Source organism: Actinomadura rupiterrae (genome assembly GCF_024172125.1).
Taxonomy (GTDB): domain Bacteria; phylum Actinomycetota; class Actinomycetes; order Streptosporangiales; family Streptosporangiaceae; genus Spirillospora; species Spirillospora rupiterrae.
In genome coordinates, this window is sequence record NZ_JAMZEA010000002.1 from 929,819 (window position 1) to 952,008 (window position 22,190).

Here is a 22,190-nt window from a genome sequence, read left to right on the forward strand (position 1 = left end):
CTCTGACGCCTCGTCCCTGACCCCACATCCACAACCCCGCATCCGCAGAAGGAGAAGACCATGCGCACCCTCAACAAGTTCCTCAGCGCGGCGACCGCCGCGGCGGCCATTGGCGGGGCCGTCGTCGCGTCGTCGTCGCCCGCGATGGCGGCCGGACGCAACGGCGTCTGCGACCCCGGCGAGTTCTGCTACTACTTCAACAGCAACAACCAGGGCTCGGTGTCGGACTTCACCGGCTCGGTCGCCGACTACGGCGCCAAGCAGCCGTCCTGCTACGAGTTCAAGGGCGCCGGCAACGGACGCGGCGTGTGCGTCAAGAACAACGCCGCGTCCGTGTGGAACCGCAGCGGCAGCACCGTCCGGGTGTACTACAACAGCCGCTACGGCGGCCGGTACCAGGACTTCGGCCCGGGTGCGCGCGGCAACCTGAACTCGGCGCTGAAGAACCAGAACGCCTCGCACCAGTACCTCGGATCCACCCCGCCGCCGCCCTCGCAGCACACGAACATGTCGTGGGCGCTGTACCTGGCGAACGGCGGCCGGATCACCTGCGGCTTCGACGGCTACCACGGCACCCCCGGACGGCACGAGGGCATCGACATCGCCCGCGGCATCGGCTCGGACGTGCACGCCCTGGTCGCCGGGCAGATCATCAACGTGGTCTGGGGCCGCACCGGCGGGTCCGGGCTGTCCACGATCGCGGTGTACAACTCGTCCCTGAACAAGACGATCATCTACCTGCACTCCGCGCCGCTCGGCTCGCTGCGCATCGGCCAGTGGGTCAACCGCGGCCAGCTCATCGCCAGCGAGTCCTACCGCGGCATCTCGTCGGCGTCCGGCGCGCACACCCACGTCGAGATGCGGCTCGGCCGCAAGACCCTCGCCGCGAAGAGCGTGAACGACTGGAACCTGGAGAACCCGAACCCGACCTCGTTCTGGATCTCCCAGGGCTACAACGTCCGCTGACCCCGGCCGACCCCCCACCGAAGGATGAGTGTGTCGATGCGCAAAGCACGGCTGATCCCGCGGGCGTCCGCAGTCACCGCCGCGATGGTGGTCGGCGGGACGATACTCGCCACCACCTCGCCCGCCATGGCCGCGGGACGCAACGGCGTCTGCGACCCCGGCGAGTTCTGCTACTACTTCAACAGCGGCGAGAAGGGCTCGGTCTCGGACTTCACGGGCTCGGTCGCCGACTACGGCGCGAAGCAGCCGTCCTGCTTCGAGTTCAAGGGCGCGGGCGCCGGCAAGGGCGTCTGCGTCAAGAACAACGCCGCGTCGGTCTGGAACCGCAGCAGCGTCACCGTCCGGGTGTACTTCAACAGCCGCTACGGGGGCCGCTTCCAGGAGGTCCGCGCGGGCGCGAAGGGCAACCTCGACGCCTGGCTGAAGAACCAGAACGCCTCGCACCAGTTCATGTCCGTAACCCCGCCGCCTCCGCCGCCCCCTCCGCCGCACGGCTGCAAGACCGACGGCTCGAACACCAGGCTGCCGTCCTCGATCCTGGTGTACCGAACGGGCCTGCACCGCGTGGACCGGGTGGACTTCCGGACGTACGTCAAGAACGTCCTGCCGAACGAGTGGGTGTCGAGCTGGCCGCGCGAGTCGCTGCGCGCGGGGGCCGTGGCCGTGAAGAGCTACGGCTGGTACTGGGCGCTGCACTCGACGCGCAAGACGTCCTGGGGCCAGTGCTTCGACGTCTACGACAGCACGTCGAGCCAGGTGTACCGGCCGGGGTCGGCGGTGACGTCCACCAACGCCGCCGTGGACGCGACGTGGAGCACGCGGATGACCCGCGGCGGATCCATCTTCCAGGCGCAGTACTGCGCGACGTCGTCCGCGTGCGGCGCGTGGCGCGACGGCGAGTGGATGTCGCAGTTCGGTTCGCGTGACAAGGCGAACGCGGGCTGGGGCTACGCGAGCATCCTCCGCTACTACTACCGCGGGATCGCGCTCTCCTGATCCCCTCCGAGCGGTCCTCCGCCGCGGTGCCCACTGGGGTTGCACGCCGCGGCGGAGGACTGGGGCTGCCTAGGGCCCGTCGACGACGATCTGGAAGTTGACCGGACGCTTGCCGGGGAACGCGACCGTTCCGGTGGCGTCCATCATCTTGAACCGGACGTAGCACAGAACGCCCTTGGCGGGCGTGACGACCTCGGTGGAGATGTCGACGGTCTCCTTGGGCTCGGTGTCCCTGATCGGGATGTGCTCGGACGTCCGGCACTGGTCGGGCTTCTGCGGCACGTCGATCCGGGCCAGCCAGTACCCCTTCCACGGAACGGTCCCGATGTTCTTGATCCGCCAGGTCTTGGTGACGGTCTTCCCGGCCCCGACGTGCGTGCAGTCGGCGAGCGTGACGTCCTTGACGAAGATGGACTCGTCGCCCTTGTGCGCGGCCGGCAGCGCCGTGGCCGGCGGTCCCACCACCGGGCACGAGACCGTCGCCTCCGAGTTCGCCCCGGACGGGTTCAGGTCGTGCCCCGGCGGCTCGTTCGAGCCCTGGCCGAAAACCACCGCGCAGACGACGATCGCGCCGAGCGTGACCGCCGCACCCGCCGCCGCGAGCGGCGGACCGAGCCGCTTGCGCTTCCGCTTCGCTGCTTCTGGGACGGCGAGCAGGGTGGCTTCGACAGCGCTCCTGGGCTGCGTCGTTTCGGCCGACACCACCTCACCCGTGATCCAGCCCTCTGGCAGAACCTTGGCGGCGGGCTGCCCCGAGGTGCCCGTTGGGTGCGGGGGGACGTCGACGGGACTTGCCGGTTGCGGGGGGACGTCCACGACGGGATTGCCGCCGGTGGTCACCGACCGGACGACGAGGTTCGCCGCCTCCCAGCGCTCCCGGTACTCGGCGGGCTCCCCGCCGCACGCCTTGACGAACTCGACGGTGGTGGACCAACTCGGAAGCCGGTTCCCCTTCGTGGCCTCGTGAAGCGTCGCGTGCGAAATCGCCTTTGACCGACCGGACATCTCCCGGAAAGAAGGATTACCCACGGAGTTTCGCAGTTCTCGTAGAACCGCTGCGAAGTGCTCAATCGCCTCCGCCCGTGCACGCACGTCGTCCACCGGCAGAAGTTAACAGCGCCCACGCGCTTTACTCAAGCTTGAACGTGCACCAGGAGACAAACCCCACGCGTCCAGCTGATGTACGCCCCGGCGCGAAAGCTCAGCGGCCTGTCACAGGTGACCGCTACCGTCCGGTCGCATGCCCTCCGCCAAGGTTCCGTCCCACGCGTTGCTGACCGACTGCGTCTTCCTCGTCCATGCCGACCCCGCCCAGGTCGTCCCGCTCCTGGAGCACGCGGAAGACGACGCCGCCCGCCTCGCCGCCGCCGTCTACCGGACGTCCCTGCACGCGCACCGCCACGCGACTCCCAGCGTGCGCCGCCAGCTGCTCGCCTTGGACGCCGCCCGCTGGGGTTCCCCGGACCTGTCCGCCCGTTTCGCCGACATCCCGATTACGGACGCCCCAAAACCACTCTGGAAAGTAACCGAGTCCACCGGTTCCGGTGCCCGGCCGCGCTTTTTGTTCCAGCTGGAAGGGGCCGAGCATGGCCGAGCGGTGACCATCATCGAACTGAACGGCCGTGCTGTCGCCGTTCACGGCGGCGCTTCCGGAATCCGCATGTGGGACATGGCCACCGGCACCGTGCTCGTCCCGCCAGGAACCGCCCTCGCCGACGTCCGGAACGTCGTCGCCTTCGCCAGGGCCGGCGGCCGGTCACTGGCGCTGGCAGCGGAACAGGAGCGCTGCGGCGGCTGGCTTGAGGCCGCCGAGACCGCGCGCTTCCAGGTGTGGGACCTGACCAGCGGGGAGCCGGTAGGAGATCCGGTCACCGGCCCGGCAGGCTACCTCGCCACCGTCGCGTTCACCGTCTGCGCCGACCGTCCCATCATCGCCGCCTACATCCACGGGAGAGGGGTGACCGTCTGGGATGAGGCAGGCGGGACGCCGCTGTGCGATTCCGACGTCGACATCGCCATGGTCGCCTGCGCGATCGTGAACGGACGGCCCGTTGTGGCCACCGGTGTCCCCGACACGGTGACGGTGTGGAGCCGGGCCTCCGGCGCCTGGACCGGCCAGATGACGGTCGAGCCCCCAGGCTGGCTGAGCGCGATCGAGATCGGCGAGCTTGGCGGACGTCCGGTGCTCATGACCGGAAGCGGCGTCGATGCCGAGACCTCCAACGACCACCAGATCCGGATGTGGGATCTGGCAGACGGCGAACCGGTCGGCCAGCCGCTCTCGTCCGGCCATACCGACTCCATTGGTGGCCTGAACTGCGTTTCCGCGTCCGGACGAACCCTGGCGGTCACGGCCGGTTCCGCACCGGACTGGACGGTCCGCGCGTGGAACCTGACGGACGGTTTCCAGCTCGGCGGCGCCCTGACCGGGCATCAAGGCTCTGTCATGGAGGCGGCCATCGCCGAGGTCGACAAGGTTACCTTCGCGGTCACTGTGGACATGCGGGACCAGGTCTTCCTCTGGAACCTGTCGCCCCAGGCGATCCCGCAGGGGAGCTCTCGCACTGCCGAGCCGTCCGGCGCGGACACTTTGGCGACCACCGAGCTGGACGGACGCTCCGTTGCGCTGATCGGCAGCTGGGAAGCTGGGCTGCAACTCCGCGACCTCGCCACCAGCGACCCACTCGGGCCTTCCTTCGCTGCGGAAGAACTGCTCACGATCCGGGACGTTGCGGCCACGGTTCTCGATGGCCGCCCGATTCTCCTGGTGGCCGGTGAATCCGACGCGGCCGTTCGGCGGTGGGACGTCCTGACCGGGGAGCCACTCGCGCCGCTGAAGGCCGGTGCTGACGCATCCAAGCCATGGCCCCACGACAGCGAGACGATGCTCGCGGTCGCCTGCACGGAAATGGACGGACGACCTGTCGCGCTGGCCGGTGGCGAGCACGCCGAGCTGTGGATGTGGGACCTGGCGTCCGGCGAGCCGCTCGGCACGATGCACGGCCACCTGAAGTGGAGCGAGGAGGCCCAAGGTCGGCCCGGCCTCGGCACCAAGCTGTACATCACCGCCCTCACCTGCACCCACCTCGACGGACGCCCGATCGCCGTGACCGGGGGAGAGGACGGAACCGTCCGCCGCTGGGACCTGACCACGCTCCAGCAGATCGGGACGCCCGAAATCCCCGCCCAGCTCGACGACAAGAGCAAGACGATCACGTCGCTTTGCCACACCGAGCTGGACGGACGTCCCGTCGTGATCAGCGGCGGCCAGGACCGCACCCTCAGAACGTGGGACCTCGCCACAGGCGAGGGGCAGGGCCCGGCGATGACCTTCCCGGCGCCGATCACCAAGGTCTCGGCGACCGAAGCGGGCCTGGAGGTCCGTTTCGGCGCCGACACCGCCGTCCTGGAGGCCGAAAGTGGACGCGGACGGAACATCGGGGCGATCGGGGCCGACTAACGGCTGAGTTCCGGACGGGAAACGGGGGAGTCGCGATGTCCGAGGAGCAGGGGGCCATCCCGCAGCTGAACAGGACGAGGGCCCCGGCGATGGCCTGGTCCCAGCAGGTGGCGGGCAACGACCGGATCACCTGGGCGCCGAACAGCGAGAGCATCGGGTCGGAGGTGCGCTGGGCGCCGACACGTCCGCTGCGGGACGGGCGTGCCACCAGCAGCGTGCCGTCCATCAGCGGCAACCAGTCGCCCACCTGCATGGTGTGGAAGGGCGTCGCCGGCGACACGCGCATCTGGTACTCGCTGTGGGACGCGGCGGCGAACGACTGGGGCGACCAGATCCCGTCGAACTTCAAGACCGAGCAGTACCCGACGGTGGTCAACTTCAAGGGCCATACGCTCATGTTCTGGAACGACCCGGACTCCAGGCACCACATCGCGTGGTCGGAACTGGTGAACGGCAGGTGGGTGCACCCCATGACGCCCGGTGACGAACCCAAGGCGCAACTGGGCTTCCAGTACGTCACCGGTATCTCCGCCGCCTGGGACACCCATCAGGACGGCCTGTACATCGCCTGCCGTGGCGTCAAGTCCGACGATGCCGACGACACCGGCATCTACTGGCTCCAGGGGGACGACCACACCACCAGCGGGCAATTCCTGTGGCAGGAGAGCGGCCAGATCCCCTTCGCCGCCGCCAGGACGCAACCCGCACTCGTCTCGGACGGCAACGTTCTCCACGCGGCCTGGCACAACGCCAACGACGACCACATCTCCTGGGCCTGGTCGGTCAACGGCGGCGTCTGGACCCGTCCACTGTCCCTCACCGACCGCCTCACCTCAGCCACCCCGGCCCTGGCGGCTATCAGCACCGGCGACGTCATCATGGCCTGGAAAGGCGCCGGCGCCGACCCCCGCATCTGGTGGTCCCGCCTCCGCAACAACGCCTGGGGCCCGCAAACCCCGTTCCCCGACCGCCAACTCAACGCCGACCGAGCCCTCGCCCTCTGGGCCCCGGCGCTCTAACGACCGTCCGGCGCCATCTCCCGGGCGATCGCCAGCAACGCCATGGCCCGCACGGAAGGGATTCTGATAGTGCGGGCGATGCGTTCGGCTTCGACAGGATCGGTGCCGGCCAAGGCCTCCGCGACCGCGTTCAGGGCCCAAGGCCTTGCGCGCTCGTCGACAGAACGGGCGATGCGTTCGCCCTCGATTGGGTGAGCCTTGGCCACGGCCCCCGCGACCATCTCCAGCGCCTCAGCCCGCCCGAAAAGGGCGCCCTCGGGGACGGCGCGGGCGATGCGTTCGGCCTCGGCGGGAAGGGCCGGGGCCACCGCAGCAGCGACGGCGGCGGAAGCGCGCATCCGTGCGAACGGGGTGGGGATGGTACGCGCGATGCCTTCGGCTTTGCTCAACAGGGCCCCGGCCCGTGATGGGTCGGCGGCCGCCATCGCCGCCATCGCTACGGCCAATACATCGGCTGTATATCCGATGTCACCGAGGTGAGTGGCGGTGCGGACGCTATGTTCGGCATCGGCGAGCAACGCGCGTGCATGCGCTGGGTCACCGGCGGCCATCACCGTCACGACCTTCGCTAACGCTTGGGCTCGGGGGATGAGGTCAGGGATGGAGCGGGCGATGCGTTCGGCCTCGGCGGGATTGGTGGCGGCGACCGCTTCCGCGACCGCTGTCAACGACCTTGCCGGTCCATCCGTTTCGGGGAGGGCCCTGGCGATGCGCTCGGCGCCGACGGCATCGGTGAGGGCCATTTGCCCGATGACATCTGCCATCGCAAGGGCCGTCGCGTGAGGGGCGGGGATGGCTCGGGCCATGCGTTGGGCCTCGCTGGGGTCGATGACGGCCATCGCCGCCGCGATCGGGCCGAAGATTGATATCTGCGGGTCGGGATCCAGGAAGAGAGCGGTGCGCTCGGCCTCGCGCAGCAGCGCACGGGCTCGGCTCGGCGCGCTACCGGTTACGGCCTTCGCGACTTTCGTCAACGTCCATGCACGATCCCGAGGATTGCTGACGGAGCGGGCCGCGCGTTCGGCATCGGCCAGCAGGATGCGAGCTCGCTGAGGCTCGCTTCCGCCCACGAGACTCGCGATCGTTGCGAGCAGCTCCGCCTCTGGATGGGATGTGGAACGGGCGATGCGTTCGGCGTCGTCCACCAGGACACGGAACCGGGGATGCGGTCTTTCGGCCGCTCCGGTGAACGAACGGAGCGTGGCCGGGATGCTCTGGGCGGACGGCCTTCTGGCAGGATCCGGAGCGAGCAGCGAGGCGACGTAATCGCCGAGCGCCGTAGGAATGTCAGGACGCACGCTGCCCAGGGCCGGCGGCTTCTCGCCCCGAAGGTGCCGGGTCACGATGGTGTGCGCGGGGCCAACGTACGGGGTGCGGCCCGTCAGCAGGTGGAACAAGGTCGCGCCCAGCGCGTACACGTCGGCGGACGCGTCGACCTTCTCGCCGTACACCTGCTCAGGCGGCATGTAGGCGAGCGTCCCCAGGACGCCATTGGACGGCGTGAGCCGCATTGAGCCATCTTCCAGCCGCGCGATCCCGAAATCGCAGATCTTGATGCCGCCGTTGCCGTCGAGCATCAGGTTGGACGGCTTGACGTCCCGATGGATCACCCCGGCCGCATGCGCTGCCGCCAGCCCCTCAGCAGCCTGCGCGCCGTACTCCAATACGCGCTCGACAGGCAGCCCGCCCTGATGGGCGTCCAGTTCCGCCGCCAGATCAGGCCCCGGCAACAAAGCCAACACCAGAAACGGCAAGCCACCATGCTCGGCGATGTCGTAAAGAAGCGCGATCCGAGGATGGTCAAGTCGCGCCGCCGCCTTCGCCTCCACCCGGAACCGCGCCAGCGCCTCGTCCTGAGACCGGCCCCCGAGCAGCACCTTCACCGCGACCGAGCGGTCCAGAGTGAGATCCAGCGCCCGCCACACCTCGCCCATGCCGCCGCGCCCGAGCAGCTCCACCAGCCGATACCGGCCGGCCAACTCGTCTCCCGGGTGCATCCCCACCCCAACCCGCACGACGGGCGCCGCAAGGGCGCGTCCCCTGACGACGAGGTGATCGTATCCCTCAAGCAAACACCGACGGCTGGCTGTGTGGCCGAGTCCTCACCGGCCGCCGTCGTAGGCGCGGCCGACCGGCGCTCACCGTCAGCCCTCGATGTCCTCGAACCTGCGGGCGATGCGTTCGACGGCGTCGAGGTCCTCGGGCGGGAGCCGGTCGACGAAGTGGCGTCGCACCGAGGCGGCATGCGCCGGGGCGACGTCCTTGAGGGTGTCCAGGCCGTGGTCGGTGAGGATGAGGAGGCATCCTCTGCCGTCCGCCGGGTCGGGCGCGCGTCGCAGGAGGCCGCGCTCTTCCATCCGGGTGGCGTGCCGGGAGAGGCGGCTGCGGGACCATCGCATCTTGGCGGCCTGTTCCCAGAGGGTGCTGGTGTGGTCGGGGCGCTCCGACAACGTGCTGAGCACCTCGTAGTCGGGCTCGGAGAGCCCGGCCGCGGCCAGGTCGCGCGCCGTGGCGGCCTGCACGGCGACCACCATGCGCCGGTAGGCCCGCCATGCCCGCTCCTCGTCCGGGCTCAGCCAGCGCACGCTCTCCGCCGGAGACTTCTTTGACATGTCATCAATCTACCGGCTACTTTCATTTCCATGTCAACGAAAACGGCGCGCGTCCTCGTCCTGGTGTGCAGCAGCCGGCCCGGCGCCCTCGGCCCGGCGGTCGGCACGTGGTTGACCGACACGCTCGCGCCTCGCGCCGGGGAGCTCGACGCCGAACTCGTGCACCTGGCCCTCGGCGACCTCGACCTGCCCTTCCTGGACGAAGAGGAGCACCCGTCGTCCGGGGTCTACGCGCACGAGCACACCCGGCGATGGAGCGCGCTCGTGGACGCCGCGGACGGCTTCATCGTGGTGACGCCGGAGTACAACTACGGAATGCCGGCGACCCTGAAGAACGCGCTCGACTACCTCGGTCGCGAGTGGGCCTGGAAACCGATCGGCTTCGTCAGCTACGGCAACACCTCCGCGGGCACGCGCTCGGTCCAGCACGCCAAGCAGGTGGTGACCACACTGCGCCTCGTGCCGTTGGGGCGCACCGTCGCGATACGCATCAGTGAAGCGGTCGAAGACGGACGGATCCGCCCGAGCGCCACTCTCGCCTCGGCGGCCGTCGGCGTCCTGGACGAGCTGGTCCGGGTCGCCCACGCCCTGCGTCCGATGCGCGAAGCGGAGCTGTCCGGCCCGCTGCCCGGTTTCTACCTGAGACGGCTGACCCCCGATGACGCTCCCGAGGTCACGGTGATGCAGCGGTGCTGCTGGGTGGACGAGGCCCTCGCCAACGACACCCTGGACATCCCGGCCCTGCACGAGTCACCGGAGCAGACAGGCGAGTGGCTCGCGACCTGGGACGCCATGGGACTGTGGCGGGACGGCCGGCTGCTGGGCATGGTCCGGGCCCGGCGCGTCGGCACCGACTGGCACCTGGGCCGCCTGGCCGTCGTCCCCGACCTGCGAGGCCAGGGACTCGGCCGCTGGCTGCTGCGCACCGCCGAAGCCGCGGCCGACCCGACCTGCCATCGCGTCGTCCTGCACACCGGCACCCACAGCCGCCAGAACATCGCCCTCTACCAAAGCGAGGGCTACCGCCCAGCCCCACCCACCAGCGACGCCGAAACAACCCGCCTAACCAAGGAAATAACCCAAAGAAACGTCGCCTAGCAGCACCCCCGCCGACGAGCGCGCCCCTCCTGACCATCGCTCGCCGAGCCCGTCCAGGACAAGCCGCCCAACGACCCGAACCTGCTCCGCCTTTCCCAGACGGCCTGCTTGGATTCCGCCGCGCGTGGTTTGCTCCTTGTGACGTCTCATGCGGTGAGGGTGATTGCCGGTGAAGCTTGTCGGGCTGGGGTCTTACGAACAGCGGCTGGCCGTCTCGGGGCGTACTTTGCTGGAATGCCAGGGCTTTGACGGCGGGTGGGGCCTGACCTTGTCGTCGGTGTCGTCGATCGTGCACACCAGTGAGGTGCTCGCGGTGCTGCGCGCGGCGGGGATCGGGGGCAGCCCAGTCCGTGCCGCACTTGGTTTCCTCTCCGGCGCCGTGGAGGAGCATTGCCGCCCCCGGCAGAAGGGCGGGCGCGGCGAGAACACCCGGTTCGTGTGCTTCGGGTTGACCGGCCTGCTGTACTTCCCGGAGTTCTTCACCCAGCCGCAGGTGTGCGGGACGGCCGCCTGGTGTGTGGATTGGCTGGAGGAGCATCGCATCGAGCAGGGCTGGCCCGAGGTTGTCGGCATCGACGACACCTCGCTGCGTCAGACCGCTTTGGCCGTGCTCGCGATGGCACGCCTGCGGGACGTGGTGGACGGGCTCGGCCCCGACCTGGTGTTGCCGGACGGGACGAACACCAGTGCTCTGGTGGAACGGGCAGCAGCCCTGGTCGAGCATGGGTTGGCCGGGCTGCTGTATCACCGTCGCTCCAGCGGGGCGTGGGGATGGCGGACGTATGTCGAGACCGCTCCTTCGCCGAGTAAGACCGCGCTGTGCCTGCTGGCAGTCGACGCTGCCCGTTGGGCCGACCGAACGCTGGAGGTGGGCGGGGTTGATGGCAGCCCGGTACTGCTGCCCGCGGACAAGGTCGTGGCCGAAGCGGGCAACTGGCTGCTGCGTCACCATTCCCGTTGGGAGACGTTCGTCGAGGACGACAAAGACGTGCAGGGAACCGCATGGGAGCACATGGCTTACGCGCTGGGCGTCCAAGCCGCACTGCGAGCGGGAGCCAACCCGGGCGACCAGCGGTTGATCAGGGCGTGGAAGCTGATGGACGAGCTCTGGGACGGCGAGGCAGGATTGTGGAGCGAGCCTGGTGCGTCCGGCCGCCGCGCGACGATCCGAGCCGCCTACTACAGCGTGTGCGCGTATGAGGAGGCTCGGACCAGAGTGGCCCAGCTCGGCATGACGGGACGGGCGGAGGCATCGGCTTCACTGGAGGTGCCGCCAACGCCGCTGCGTGAGGTCTCGTTGTTCTCCGACGGCACCCAGCTCGTCGTTTCGACCACCGAAGCCGCCGTCACCTGCACATTGACCCGGCGGCTGTTCGATTTGGCCGTGCTGCTCCACCACCATCCGGCCGGATTGACCGTCCGGCGACTCGCCGCGCTGATGCATGTCGCGCCATCGTCGATCCCCAAATACGTGCAGCGGATCAACGCCGCGATCAGCCGGGAGTTCAACGGCGCCCCGGTCCGGCTGATCGTCACCTGCCAGACCCCGGAGGGGAGCGGCTACCAACTCGCGCTCCCCGCCGAGGGACGCGGCAGCGCTGGTCGGCCCGGCTAGGCGCGTTCGCTTTCGATGGGGTAGTTGCCGAGCGCGAACCGGGCCAGCGACCGAACCTGCTCGAAAGTCTTGAGGTCGTCGAGCTCGGCCAGACCGAACCAGCGGGCATCGTGTACTTCGGACAACTCGGCCGCCAACTCCTGACCGTGGCTGGCGGCTGCCCGGCGAACGTAGAAGAACTGCACCAGAGCAGGGGTGGCGAACCCTTCGCGCTCCAGGTCCGCATAGAACGGCACAGGCTCGGGAGTCGCGTTGTCGTCCGGTGGATGGATTCCGGGCTGGGACGAAAGGGCTTCGACCAGCAGCCCGGTCTCTTCTTTGAACTCACGAACCGCGGTCTCGGCGAACGTCTCGCCGGGCTCGATATGACCACCCGGCGGAACCCACTTGTCGAACCGGTTGTGGTGGACGAGGAGGACCCTGCCCTGCTCGACCAGGTAGCCCGAGCAGATGAGGACGAGCCCGAGGTTCTTGGACACCTCGTCGTCCTGGATGAGGATCGAACGTCGCACCACACGGCCACAGTACCCACCCATGGTGATCACTCGGGCGGAAAAGAGAGGCCGCCCCCGCCCTCGGACGGCCACCTCCCTGCGGGGCGCCTGACATGTCATCGGAGCGGCAGGGACAGGTCAGGGGCGATGACATCGAAGTGTCATCGGGAAGCCGGGCGGACCTGTCGGATTCTTCACTCATGGACACCAGCGCCCTCCGCCCGCGGCGCGGCTACGACGAACGGATCGGCCGCACCTTCCAGACCGTTGTCATCCAGCCGACCAGCCTCTGCCCGGGTGACTGCGACTACTGCTACCTGCCGACCAGAAGGCAGCGCCGCGAGCTGCTGCCCCTGGTCGCCCAAGCCGTGGCGAGATCGATCGCCGAGCAGGACCGCCGGCACGACATCGATCAGCCGGTGAGCGTGGTCTGGCACGGCGGAGAGCCCACCGCGCTCGCGATCAGCGAGTTCGGTCGACGGCTGGACGCCTTCGAGGACCTTCGCCACGCGGGAAAGGTCAAGCACTCCATCCAGACCGGCGCGTTCCTGCTCAACGACGATTGGTGCGAACTGCTCCGCCGCTACCGGTTCAGCATCGGAGTCAGTATCGACGGCCCACGCGCAGCCAACGTGAACCGTGTCGACTGGGCCGGGAAACCGCTGTTCGACAGGGCCATACGTGGCATCAGGCTCCTGCAAGCCCACCGGCTGGAGTTCAGCGTCATCTGCGTGGTGTCACCCGAGACCATCCATGACCCCGACGCCCTCATGGCCTTCTTCGCCGACCTGGGCTGCACCCACGTCGGGTTCAACATCGAGGAGTTCGAAGGGACCAACACCCGCACCCCGGTCACCCACGACGCCGCCCAGGCGTTCTGGGAGGGCGTGCTGGCCGCCCGGTCCCGCCACCCGCATCTGCGAGTCCGCGAGACCGACCAGCTCGCCGCCTACCTCGCCCAAGCCCGCACAGGGCGGAAGGAGGAATGGTCCACCGCCAGACACGACCCGATTCCCACCGTCGCCTGGAACGGGGACACCGTCCTGATGTCCCCCGAGCTACTCGGCATCAAAGACGACGACCATCACGATTTCGTCATCGCCAACGTGCTCAGCACCTCACTCCCCAGCATGCTGCGCACCGCCGACCAGGCCCCCTACATCAACGACGTTCTCGCCGGACTGGACGCCTGCGAGGACACCTGCGACTACTGGGCGTTCTGCCGCGGAGGGCACGCCGCCAACAAGTACTTCGAGACCGGCACCTTCACCGCGACCACCACCGCCCACTGCCGCAACTCCCGGCAAGCCCTCGTCAACGCCCTCGCAGCAACCATCAAGGAGTAGAAACCATGCCCGTGCTTCAGCTGCTGGAGACCACCTCCGCCACTACCTTGGAAGAGTTCCTCGCCGACATCCTCACCGGCGCCCCCGACCTGGCGCCCGAGGTCTTCGACAACCGCCCCACCTGGGACAACTGGAAGAAGAACTAGCCGCCGGCCAGGCGATCAACAGGCCCGGCTCCGGAACACCGGCCATGGTGTTCCGGAGCCGGGCGTCCAACCACGAAGGGCAGCGCTCATGGACGTCCGGACGATCCGCGAGATCAAGGTCCTGCTGCCTTCCACCGAACTCGACCTCACCGCCACCGACCAGCCCCCGGCCCGCGGCGATCTGATCGGCCTTGAGGCCCGCGACACCGACTGGTCCCGGCTCCAACTGATCAAACGCCGGCTCATCGACTGCCGCCTCCACACGGTCACACTCGACGGGCTCCAACTGGAAGACACCCGAGTCGGCAACACCACCTTCACCGACTGCGATCTCAGCTCCAACCGCTGGAACACGGTCAAGATCGACCGGTGCGTCTTCACCGGCAGCCGCCTGATCGGCCTCCAGGCCAGCGGCATCACCATGGCCGACGTCGTCTTCGAACGCTGCCGCCTCGACTACGCCACCCTGACCGCCATCCAAGCGACCGGCTCGGTCGCCTTCATCGACTGCACCCTCCGCGAAACCATCATCGAAGACTCCCGCCTCGACGGCATCGTCCTCGCCGACTGCCCCATGCCCGGCACCCAACTCACCCGCACCAGACTCCGCGACGCCGACCTACGCGGCAGCAACATCGAAACCCTCACCGGTACCGCCAACCTGACCGGCGCCACCCTCTCCGAAGATCAGATTCCGCAGCTCACCCAGGCCTATCTGGAAGAGCTGCAACTGACGATCGAAGACAGCGTGTGAAGGAGAGGAAGCAGCAGACGAGCCGGCGCGCGTTTGGCCACAGGCAGCACGGCCTCTAGGACGACCCTAGCGGAGCCGGTACGTATCGCCGGGGTCGTCCGATGGGGTGTCAGAGGTCGAGGTCGCCGGACTTGACGCGGGCGAGGAACCCGCCGAACGCGGCCGGGGCGAACTCCAAGTGCCCGTTCTCGGGGGCCTTGCTGTCACGCAGACCGACAGCGGTTTCTGCCCTGGCGACTTCGACGCACTCCCGCTCGGCGTCGCTGTAGCTGCTCTTGCGCCAGGCTGCGGCTTCGACGCACTCCTGATCGGAGTTGCTGTAGCTGGACTTGCGCCACACGGCGGACAGGTGATCGGTGATCATGGCTCGTGCATCTCCCTTGCTGTCTGCCGGAAGAGATCCGTGCTGTCGGCTTCGGACAGCGCGTCCTCCCAGATGTTCTTGAACGCACCGGAGTACTGGGCGACCTCGTGAGCCTTGTCCAGGTAGAGGGCTCCGGTGTAGCCCTGCACGTACACGGTCGGTGGTTCGTGGTCGTGACCGTCGCCACTGGTGTGGAACCCCAGGATGATGAACGGTCCAGTGTCGAACCCCGGGTGCGCGCCTCTGTCGAAAGGGGCCACGCGGACGTAGACATTGGGCAGCTCGCTGAGTTCCGCGAGCCGGTTGAGCTGGTCGGCCATCACCTCTGTGCCGCCGACCGGACGGCGGATGACGGCCTCGTTGAGGACGAGCCGGAGAGTCGGCGGTGAGGTCACGCGGGTGATGAGCACCTGCCGCTGCTTCCGCAGCGCCACTTTCCGCTCGATCTCGTCGGGCTGGAGTCCGGGACGGTTCCGCTTGAGCAGCGCCCGGTAGTAGTCGGGGGTCTGGAGGAGGCCGGGGATCAGCTCGGGGGAGTACTGCTCCAAGCTGACGGCGGCCTCTTCGAGGCCGATGTAGAGGTCGAAGCCCTCGGGGATGACGTCGCCGTAGGCGTGCCACCAGCCCTTGGACTTGGTCTCGCGGGCGAGGCCCATCAGGGCCAGCCTCATGTGGTCGGGGGCTCCGTAGACGCGGCAGATGGTCTCCACGTCCAGGGAGCGGAGGCCGGTGTTGCCGGTCTCGATCCGCCAGATCTTCGCTTCGGACCACTCCAGCGCTTCGGCGGCCGCCTTGACAGTCATGCGCGCGTCGGTCCGAAGCTGGCGCAGGTACCGGCCGAGCTGTCGTCGGGGGACGGTCGAACCCGTCGGGGCGTCCGGCATCCGCGTCACCTCCTTCAAAACGAGGCGGCCTTTCACTCGGAATGAAAGCATCCGGCCGCAGGGTGTGCAATGGGTCTCCGACCTGCGGAAATTCGCTTCGCAGATTCCCGCGGGCGTCTTGCCGTACGGGAGGCATGCTGCTCTACTCGAAGACACTCCGGAAGCGGTTCGGAACAATCCGTGAGCGCATTTTCGTCGTGAACGCCGACGTTCCGTATTCGTTCCGAGCGTGAGAAAAGGCGCCGCGCGGCCGGTTCGAGATTGGAACCCTCCACCGGCCGCGCAGCCTCATCCCCCAGAGGAGGACGCACATGAGCATACGTGCGGTGCGGTTCGCCGTGCCGGTGACCGCGGACGTCCAGGACCGCCATCTCGGACGGCTGGGCCGGGCGCTTGCCGAGCGCGGGTGGACGACCACCACGCCGTCCGCCAGCTCCGGGCTGTGGCTCCGGGTGTTCCACCCGGTCATCCCGCGCGTCGGCGAATCCGTCTGCGTCGGCCGGAAGCGGGTGCGGCTGTACTACTACGACAGTTCGGGCGACGTGCTGGGACGCGTCGGTGACCTGCCGCGCGTTCTCGCCGGGATCGAGGCGCGGCTGGAGCCTTGTCGGCGCGCTGCGGATGTTCGGCGGATGATCGCGTGAGCGCATGTCGTGCGGGCGGCGGGCGTCGCGAGGCGTTCGCTGCCTGCGTCACTCAGGTCGCGGTTGTGCGGAGGTGGGTAGCCGAGGTGCTTCGGGAGCATCCGGCGCTGGACGACTGCGTGCTTCTGGCTTCCGAGACGTTCACCAATGCCGTCCTGCATGGCGGCGGCGACAAGGTTGAGGTTTCGGTGGACGTTCAGGAGCGCTCGGTTGTCGTCGCGGTGACCGATGGTGGGTCGGGCATGCTTCCGCATGTTGTGGACGAGCCTTGCGCGCTTGGTGGGCGTGGCCTGTTCATCGTCCAGGCGCTTGCGCGGGAGTGGGGGTTTGACGTGCTCGATGGTGGGGGTGTGCGGGTTTGGTTCAGTCGGTGAGGTCGGCTTCCATCGTGACCGCGTACGCCTTCAGGGCTTCGCGGACGAAGATTGCGCCGTCGCGACCGCCGTAGGTGGGGTGGAAGTCCGGGTGGTTGACGTAGAGGTCGCCTATGCAGCGGACGAGTTCGATCGAGCGTTCGCGGTCGCCGTCCGCCACAGGGGTGCCGGGGATCTGGGCCAGCCAGGTGACGTGCCGGGCGGCGACGGCTTGGGCGCGGGGTGAGGTGGGTGTTTCGCCGTCCTGGTAGACGGCTCGCCAGGCGGCGACGAGTTCGTCCGTTTCGCGCTTCCAGGCGATGCGCTGGCTGAACGACTTGCTCTTCCACCAGGCATTGCTCGCCTCGTAGGCGCGCTCGCCCCAGCGGGCGACGACGTCCTCGCGGTAGCTGTCGTTGAAGCCGTCCAGCATCATCTCCATGGACGGGTCGCGACCGCTGCGACGGGCTTCCAACGTGTGGCGGACCGCCTGGATGCGCTGGTCCAGGCGGTCCCGCTCGGCTTCCAGCAACGAAATGTGGTCGCTGAGCGCGGTCTCCTCGTCCTTCTCGCGGGCCAGGACGTCCGCGATGACGGGCAGGCCGAGCCCGAGGTCGCGCAGCAGCAGGATGCGCTGGAGGCGGGCCACGGCAGGAGCGTCGTAGTAGCGGTAGCCGTTCTCGCCCACGCGGGACGGGCGCAGCAGACCGATGTCGTCGTAGTGCCTGAGCGTCCTACTGGACACGCCCGCACCGCGCGCGACCTGCTGGATCGTCCACTCCACGCCTACTCCTGCTCTACGACCTCGTAATCGCCCTCGAAGGTCTTCGCCCACTCCTTGGCCTGGCCCATCTCCCCCATCCGGGGCGCGGTCAGGATGATCCGGTTCCCGTCAGGATCGTCGATGGTCAGGTCGGAGGTGAACCACGGGGTATCCGATGGGCCTGAGACATGAGCACCTTCGAAAGCCGCCTCGCGGAGCGACGCGGCCAGGGCGGCCAAGTCCTGGTCACCGGCCGAGAAGCTCACGGTAGTGCTTCCCGGGACCGCTTCGCCCGGGACGAGCAGCAGGTCCTGGTACTTCATCCGGCGCAGGTGGATCACCGCCGGGGAGCCGTCCGGGCCGGGGACGGTTGCCAGGGAGACGAAACCGGCGGCCTCGTAGAACGCGGCGGCGGCCTTGACGTCCGCGACGCGGAACGTGGCGAACATGGGCATGGGGTAGATGGTTCGGTCGATCACGCACGCCACGCTAGAAGTTGACGTAGCGGCAAGGTCAAACCGGCGAAGGTGAACCGGATTCGGGGACCGCGCGTCCCATCGGGACACACCCACCGCCCCAGGAGCCGCCATGACCGCGCGGCTCGCCGCCGCCCTCACCGTCCTCGGCCTGGCCCTCACGGCCTGTTCCAACCCGCTCGCGCCGAAGGCCGAAAGCACCCCGCCCCAACCCACGCGACCGGCGCCGCCGGCCTCCACCCCCACGCCGAGCGCGGCGCCCGCGCTCCAGCTCGGGACGCCGGGGACGGCCGCGACGCAGTACGTCGCGGCGTCGATCACCGCGCTCACCTACCGCCAGCCGCTTCCGGGCCGGCGCCTCCCGCGCACGGGCTACGAATGGGCCGGAGCGGAGGTGGAGACCTGCATGAAGCGCTCGACGGCGTCGATAGCGACCGTCGCCGTCCAGGCCTGGGCGCTCAAGCTGCCGGACGGCTCCAAGGTCCAGCCCGAGGAGCCGGAGGCCAAGGACTACGAGGTGACCTTGTACCCGGTCACCCCGCGCAACATCCGGCCAGGCGACTGCGTGCGCGGATGGGCCGTCTATGAGGTTCCGGGCGGCAAGCGCGCCACCGGCATCGTCTATTCGGCGCCCAACCCGGACAGTCCGATCGCGCCCGTCACCTGGGCGGTCGGCTAGCCGTAGCGCTTCATCTCGTGGAAGAAGCCCGGCACTTCCTGGAGCTGACCCGACGCGGTGACCTGGTCGTACACGTGCCGTGCGACGGCCAGGTCCAGGACGCCGAGGCCGAAGGGGGAGAAGACGACCGGCTTGTCCGCGGGCGGGACGACCTTGCCGGTGAGGACGTCGTACAGCGTGCCCGCCACGAAGTCGCGGTTGCCGACCCTCTGCTCGGCCAGGTGCGGCGAGGTGTTCGCCTTCATGCAGTGCTCGACGTCGTCCACGACGTTGCAGGACGCCAGGATGATCTCCGGCGCCAGGTCGCGCAGGGACACGTGCAGGACGAGCGGGTTGTGCGCGAACCAGGCCGGGTCGTGGACGTGCGGCTCGCCCGCGACGGTGGCGAAGACGATCAGGTCGGACGAGCGGACCAGGTCCTCCGGCTCGGCGTGGATGAAGATCGAGCCGCTCTCGGTGCGCGCGAGGTATTCGCCGAAACCGGCGGCGTGGTCGGCGGACAGGTCGTAGATGCCCAGCTCGTCGAACGCGAAGCCGTTCGCGGCGAGGTAGGTGTGGATGTAGCGGGCGATCAGCCCGACGCCGAAGAAGCCGACCCGGCGCGGGCGGTCGCCGCGGGCGTCGGCGATGCGGGCGGCGGCCAGCGCGGCGGACGCGGCGGTCCGCGCGGCGCTGATGATCGACGACTCCAGGCACGCGAACGGGTAGCCGGTCTCGGTGTCGTTGAGGATCAGCACGGCCGAGGCGCGCGGGACGCCGTTCGCGACGTTGCCCGGGAACGAGGAGATCCACTTGATGCCGTGCGCGTTCACCTCGCCCTTGACCGACGCGGGCAGCGCGATGATCCGGTTGGACGGCTGGTCCGGGAAGCGCAGGAAGTAGGAGTCCGGGTTGACCGTCGCGCCCTCGCCGTGCAGCCGGTAGGCCGCCTCGACCATGGCGGTGACCTCGGTCTCGTGGCCGTGCACGGCCTCGTGCACCTGCGCGCCGGAGATCACGGCGAAGGACGGGCTCTGGGACATCGGGGGCAGCTCCTCTTCGGTTCTCACGGGCGGACGCCGAGGACGCCGGCGTCCGGGGCGCCGAGTCGGGCCGGGACGTCGTCCGGCAGGTCCGGCTCCGGCTCGGCGGGCAGTTCGGGGAAGTGCTCGGCGAGCCAGCCCTCGTCGTAGATCGAGTCGAGGTAGCGCTCGCCGAGGTCGGGGGCGATGGCGACGGCGACCGGGTGCGGGCCGCCCGCGGCGTGCCGGGCGGCGAGCCAGCGGGCGGCGCCGGAGACGACCGTCCCGGTGGAGCCGCCGAACAGGAAGCCGCGTGCCGACAGCCGGTGGACGGTCCGGATCGTGTCAGTCTCCGGGACGTGCACGATGTCGTCGATGTACGACTCGTCCACCAGGGCGGGCCGCGCGCTGGTGCCGAGGCCGGGGACCATGCGGCGCTCGGGGATGCCGCCGAAGGTGACCGAGCCGACCGCGTCCACCGCGACGATCGTGACCGGACGGCCCTGCTCGCGGAAGTAGCGGGCGCAGCCCATCAGCGTGCCGGTGGTGCCCGCGCCGACGAACAGCACCTCCAGGTCGGGGAAGCGCCGGTCGATGGCGGGCGCGGTGCCGGTGTAGTGGGCGCGCCAGTTGTTGCGGTTGGCGTACTGGTTCAGCCAGATGTGGTCGGAGCGGTCGGCGCAGAGCCGCCGGACGTGCTCGATGCGGCTGGCGAGGTACCCGCCGTTGGCGTCCTGGTGCCCGATGACCAGCACCTCCGCGCCGAGCGCGCGCATCACCCGCATGGACGCGGGGTTGCAGCGCGGGTCGGTGACGCACAGGAACCGGTAGCCGCGGTCGGCGGCGATGATGCTGAGCGCGATGCCGAGGTTCCCCGAGGACGACTCGACGATCGTGGAGCCGGGCCGGAGCAGCCCGTCCCGCTCGGCGGCCTCCACCATCGCGGCGGCGGCCTTCAGCTTCACCGAGCCCGCGAAATTGAAACCCTCGCACTTGAGGAACAGCGGAACGTCGAGCACGGGACGCAGGTCCACATAGAGGTCTTCGACGTTGAAGTCCTGCGGCGAGGAGATGATGGGCACGCTGCCACCCTGGGGAGAAAACCGATCTCGTTGGCCGTTGGAAGTGGGGACGGCGAAGCGGCGAAAGGGATGGTTCCGCCCCTCGCCGATCCGTTGTGCGAATGGCTCGAACGCAATTTCCGGCCGTTCTCCCAGCTTCCCCCGAAGTGTGCCGCGATCATCTGGTGGAACCGTGGCGGATCATCACGGTACCTAGCAGCATGGATGCCCGCAACCCCCGGCTTACTGGGCGGTAGGGTTGATATCCGACAGAAACCCGGCAGGACTGGCCGGGGTCGGACATAAGCTTCTCTCCACGTCGAAGCGCCCCGGAAGGGGCGGAGAATTCGGCGATGACGGGTGAGCGCCACCACATCACGGAGGGTGACGATGAACGCTGGGCTGCCGGTCCGCGACCGCCTGCTGCCGGCCGCGGCGCTGCCGGTGCTGGACGTCCCGTCCGGGGAGATCGCGCGCGCCCGCGAGCTGGCCGCGCGGCACGGCATGGTCCGCGACCACGGGATCGACATCGGCGCGCCGGTCATCGCGCGCGTCGAGCGGTTCGCGGCCGAGCGCGACCGTCCGGCCGTGGCCGACGAGCACCGCGAGCTGAGCTATGCCGAGCTGGCGCAGGAGGCCCGGCGGTTCGCCACGCTGCTGGAACGCGAGGGCGTCCAGCCGGGCACGGTCGTCGGCGTGGGCGGCGAGCGCCGCATCGAGGTACTCGCCGCGTTCCTGGCGTTGGAGCTGGTCGGGGCGCTGTACGTGCCCGCCGACGGGAGCTGGCCGGCGGGGCGCGTCCGGGACGTCCTGGACCAGGCGGGCGCCGCGCTGCTGATCACCGTCGAGGACGAGCCGCCCGCCGCGCTGCGCGAGGGCGCCGAGGCGGCGGGCTGCCGCATCGTCCCCGCGCGCGAGGCCCGCGACTGCGCGCCGTGGCAGGGCGAGGCCCGCCTGGAGACGCTCGACCAGCCCCGGTACGTGCTGTTCACCTCGGGTTCCACGGGCAAGCCGAAGGGCGCGGTCGTCGAGCACCGCGGCATGATCAACCATCTGTTCGCCAAGATCGTCGACCTGGGCATGACCGGCGCGGACGTCCTCGCGATGACCTCGCCGCTCGGCTTCGACATCTCGGTCTGGCAGATGGTGTGCCCGCTGCTGATCGGCGGCCGGGTCGAGATCGTCCCGGACGCGGTGGCGCACGACCAGGTCGCCTTCGCCCGCGCCGTGGACGAGCGGGGCATCACGGTCGTGGAGCTGGTGCCGACCATGGTCCGGCACCTGCTGGACGACCTGCCCGACGCGCCCGCGGGCTCGCTCGGCGGGCTGCGCTGGATGATCGCGACCGGCGAGGAGCTGCCCGCCGAGCTGTCCCGGCGCTGGCTGGAGGCGATGCCGCACGCCGGGCTGCTGAACGCCTACGGCCCGACCGAGTGCTCCGACGACGTCACCCACCACG

General features: G+C 69.2%; 23 protein-coding genes. 13 read left to right on the forward strand and 10 right to left on the reverse strand.

Going from position 1 to position 22,190, the window contains the following annotated elements:
- The first annotated feature begins 60 nt into the window (after positions 1-60).
- Together FHU30_RS08775 and FHU30_RS08780 are read left to right on the forward strand one after the other, a co-directional pair.
- Complete coding sequence (locus tag FHU30_RS08775; protein ID WP_253873787.1) at positions 61-966, forward strand: peptidase inhibitor family I36 protein; 906 nt, start codon at positions 61-63, stop codon at positions 964-966.
- Between the two features lie 36 nt (positions 967-1,002).
- Entirely contained in the window at positions 1,003-1,962 is a 960-nt protein-coding gene (locus FHU30_RS08780) for a SpoIID/LytB domain-containing protein (protein ID WP_253873789.1), read from the forward strand.
- Positions 1,963-2,031: 69 nt separating this feature from the next.
- Here the strand turns inward: FHU30_RS08780 and FHU30_RS08785 are convergent, their stop codons facing one another.
- Positions 2,032-2,967 carry an NBR1-Ig-like domain-containing protein gene (locus FHU30_RS08785; protein ID WP_253873791.1) on the reverse strand — a complete coding sequence of 312 codons (936 nt, stop codon included), beginning with the start codon at positions 2,965-2,967 and terminating at the stop codon, positions 2,032-2,034.
- 235 nt (positions 2,968-3,202) lie between these two features.
- Here FHU30_RS08785 and FHU30_RS08790 point away from each other — a divergent pair, with 235 nt between their 5' ends.
- Entirely contained in the window at positions 3,203-5,422 is a 2,220-nt protein-coding gene (locus FHU30_RS08790) for a WD40 repeat domain-containing protein (protein WP_253873793.1), read from the forward strand.
- A gap of 35 nt (positions 5,423-5,457) precedes the next feature.
- Positions 5,458-6,441 (forward strand): hypothetical protein, encoded by a 984-nt coding sequence (locus tag FHU30_RS08795; protein WP_253873795.1) that lies wholly within the window; start codon positions 5,458-5,460, stop codon positions 6,439-6,441.
- Here FHU30_RS08795 and FHU30_RS08800 read toward each other — a convergent pair.
- Both FHU30_RS08800 and FHU30_RS08805 read right to left on the reverse strand, forming a co-directional pair.
- Entirely contained in the window at positions 6,438-8,420 is a 1,983-nt protein-coding gene (locus FHU30_RS08800) for a serine/threonine-protein kinase (protein ID WP_253873797.1), read from the reverse strand. The two genes, FHU30_RS08795 and FHU30_RS08800, sit on opposite strands and share 4 nt — an antisense overlap.
- Positions 8,421-8,585: 165 nt before the next feature.
- Entirely contained in the window at positions 8,586-9,053 is a 468-nt protein-coding gene (locus FHU30_RS08805; protein ID WP_253873799.1) for a MarR family winged helix-turn-helix transcriptional regulator, read from the reverse strand.
- 30 nt (positions 9,054-9,083) lie between these two features.
- Between FHU30_RS08805 and FHU30_RS08810 the strand changes: the two genes are divergently transcribed.
- Positions 9,084-10,151 carry a GNAT family N-acetyltransferase gene (locus FHU30_RS08810; RefSeq protein ID WP_253873801.1) on the forward strand — a complete coding sequence of 356 codons (1,068 nt, stop codon included), beginning with the start codon at positions 9,084-9,086 and terminating at the stop codon, positions 10,149-10,151.
- Between the two features lie 169 nt (positions 10,152-10,320).
- Positions 10,321-11,766, forward strand: a complete 1,446-nt coding sequence (locus FHU30_RS08815; protein ID WP_253873802.1) for a prenyltransferase/squalene oxidase repeat-containing protein — start codon at positions 10,321-10,323, stop codon at positions 11,764-11,766.
- Here FHU30_RS08815 and FHU30_RS08820 read toward each other — a convergent pair.
- Positions 11,763-12,278 carry an NUDIX domain-containing protein gene (locus FHU30_RS08820; RefSeq protein ID WP_253873804.1) on the reverse strand — a complete coding sequence of 172 codons (516 nt, stop codon included), beginning with the start codon at positions 12,276-12,278 and terminating at the stop codon, positions 11,763-11,765. The genes FHU30_RS08815 and FHU30_RS08820 overlap by 4 nt on opposite strands.
- Positions 12,279-12,460: 182 nt before the next feature.
- Here FHU30_RS08820 and amcB point away from each other — a divergent pair, with 182 nt between their 5' ends.
- The 3 genes from amcB (at position 12,461) to FHU30_RS08835 (ending at position 14,506) form a co-directional block, all read left to right on the forward strand.
- Complete coding sequence (amcB, locus tag FHU30_RS08825) at positions 12,461-13,606, forward strand: cyclophane-forming radical SAM peptide maturase AmcB (RefSeq protein ID WP_253873806.1); 1,146 nt, start codon at positions 12,461-12,463, stop codon at positions 13,604-13,606.
- Positions 13,607-13,611: 5 nt separating this feature from the next.
- Positions 13,612-13,752, forward strand: coding sequence for a hypothetical protein (locus FHU30_RS08830; RefSeq protein ID WP_253873808.1), 141 nt, complete (start codon positions 13,612-13,614; stop codon positions 13,750-13,752).
- An 88-nt stretch (positions 13,753-13,840) separates the two neighbouring features.
- Entirely contained in the window at positions 13,841-14,506 is a 666-nt protein-coding gene (locus FHU30_RS08835; protein ID WP_253873810.1) for a pentapeptide repeat-containing protein, read from the forward strand.
- Between the two features lie 109 nt (positions 14,507-14,615).
- Here FHU30_RS08835 and FHU30_RS08840 read toward each other — a convergent pair whose 3' ends face one another.
- The gene (locus FHU30_RS08840; RefSeq protein ID WP_253873812.1) at positions 14,616-14,870 is read right to left on the reverse strand and encodes a DUF397 domain-containing protein; all 255 of its coding nucleotides are present in this window, start codon (positions 14,868-14,870) and stop codon (positions 14,616-14,618) included.
- Positions 14,867-15,805: a helix-turn-helix domain-containing protein gene (locus tag FHU30_RS08845; RefSeq protein ID WP_308211236.1), complete on the reverse strand. Its 939-nt coding sequence runs from the start codon at positions 15,803-15,805 to the stop codon at positions 14,867-14,869. Before FHU30_RS08845 ends, FHU30_RS08840 begins: the two co-directional genes overlap by 4 nt.
- A gap of 260 nt (positions 15,806-16,065) precedes the next feature.
- On the opposite strand from FHU30_RS08845, the gene FHU30_RS08850 reads away from it, so the two are divergent.
- The gene (locus FHU30_RS08850; RefSeq protein WP_253873816.1) at positions 16,066-16,398 is read left to right on the forward strand and encodes a hypothetical protein; all 333 of its coding nucleotides are present in this window, start codon (positions 16,066-16,068) and stop codon (positions 16,396-16,398) included.
- Positions 16,395-16,772: an ATP-binding protein gene (locus FHU30_RS08855; RefSeq protein WP_308211237.1), complete on the forward strand. Its 378-nt coding sequence runs from the start codon at positions 16,395-16,397 to the stop codon at positions 16,770-16,772. Before FHU30_RS08850 ends, FHU30_RS08855 begins: the two co-directional genes overlap by 4 nt.
- Here FHU30_RS08855 and FHU30_RS08860 read toward each other — a convergent pair.
- Complete coding sequence (locus FHU30_RS08860) at positions 16,762-17,535, reverse strand: MerR family transcriptional regulator (RefSeq protein WP_253873820.1); 774 nt, start codon at positions 17,533-17,535, stop codon at positions 16,762-16,764. The genes FHU30_RS08855 and FHU30_RS08860 overlap by 11 nt on opposite strands.
- A gap of 2 nt (positions 17,536-17,537) precedes the next feature.
- Positions 17,538-17,993, reverse strand: a complete 456-nt coding sequence (locus FHU30_RS08865; RefSeq protein ID WP_253873822.1) for a VOC family protein — start codon at positions 17,991-17,993, stop codon at positions 17,538-17,540.
- Positions 17,994-18,102: 109 nt separating this feature from the next.
- Between FHU30_RS08865 and FHU30_RS08870 the strand changes: the two genes are divergently transcribed.
- A complete protein-coding gene (locus FHU30_RS08870; protein ID WP_253873824.1) occupies positions 18,103-18,669 on the forward strand; it encodes a hypothetical protein in 567 nt (188 codons plus the stop codon).
- Here the strand turns inward: FHU30_RS08870 and sbnB are convergent.
- On the reverse strand, positions 18,666-19,691 hold the full coding sequence (gene sbnB / locus FHU30_RS08875) for a 2,3-diaminopropionate biosynthesis protein SbnB (protein WP_253873825.1): 1,026 nt from the start codon (positions 19,689-19,691) through the stop codon (positions 18,666-18,668). The two genes, FHU30_RS08870 and sbnB, sit on opposite strands and share 4 nt — an antisense overlap.
- 23 nt (positions 19,692-19,714) lie before the next feature.
- Entirely contained in the window at positions 19,715-20,752 is a 1,038-nt protein-coding gene (gene sbnA / locus FHU30_RS08880; RefSeq protein ID WP_253873827.1) for a 2,3-diaminopropionate biosynthesis protein SbnA, read from the reverse strand.
- Positions 20,753-21,121: 369 nt separating this feature from the next.
- Between sbnA and FHU30_RS08885 the strand changes: the two genes are divergently transcribed.
- Positions 21,122-22,190 (forward strand): AMP-binding protein (locus FHU30_RS08885; RefSeq protein ID WP_253873829.1); only part of this gene is annotated, 1,069 nt, incomplete at its 3' end.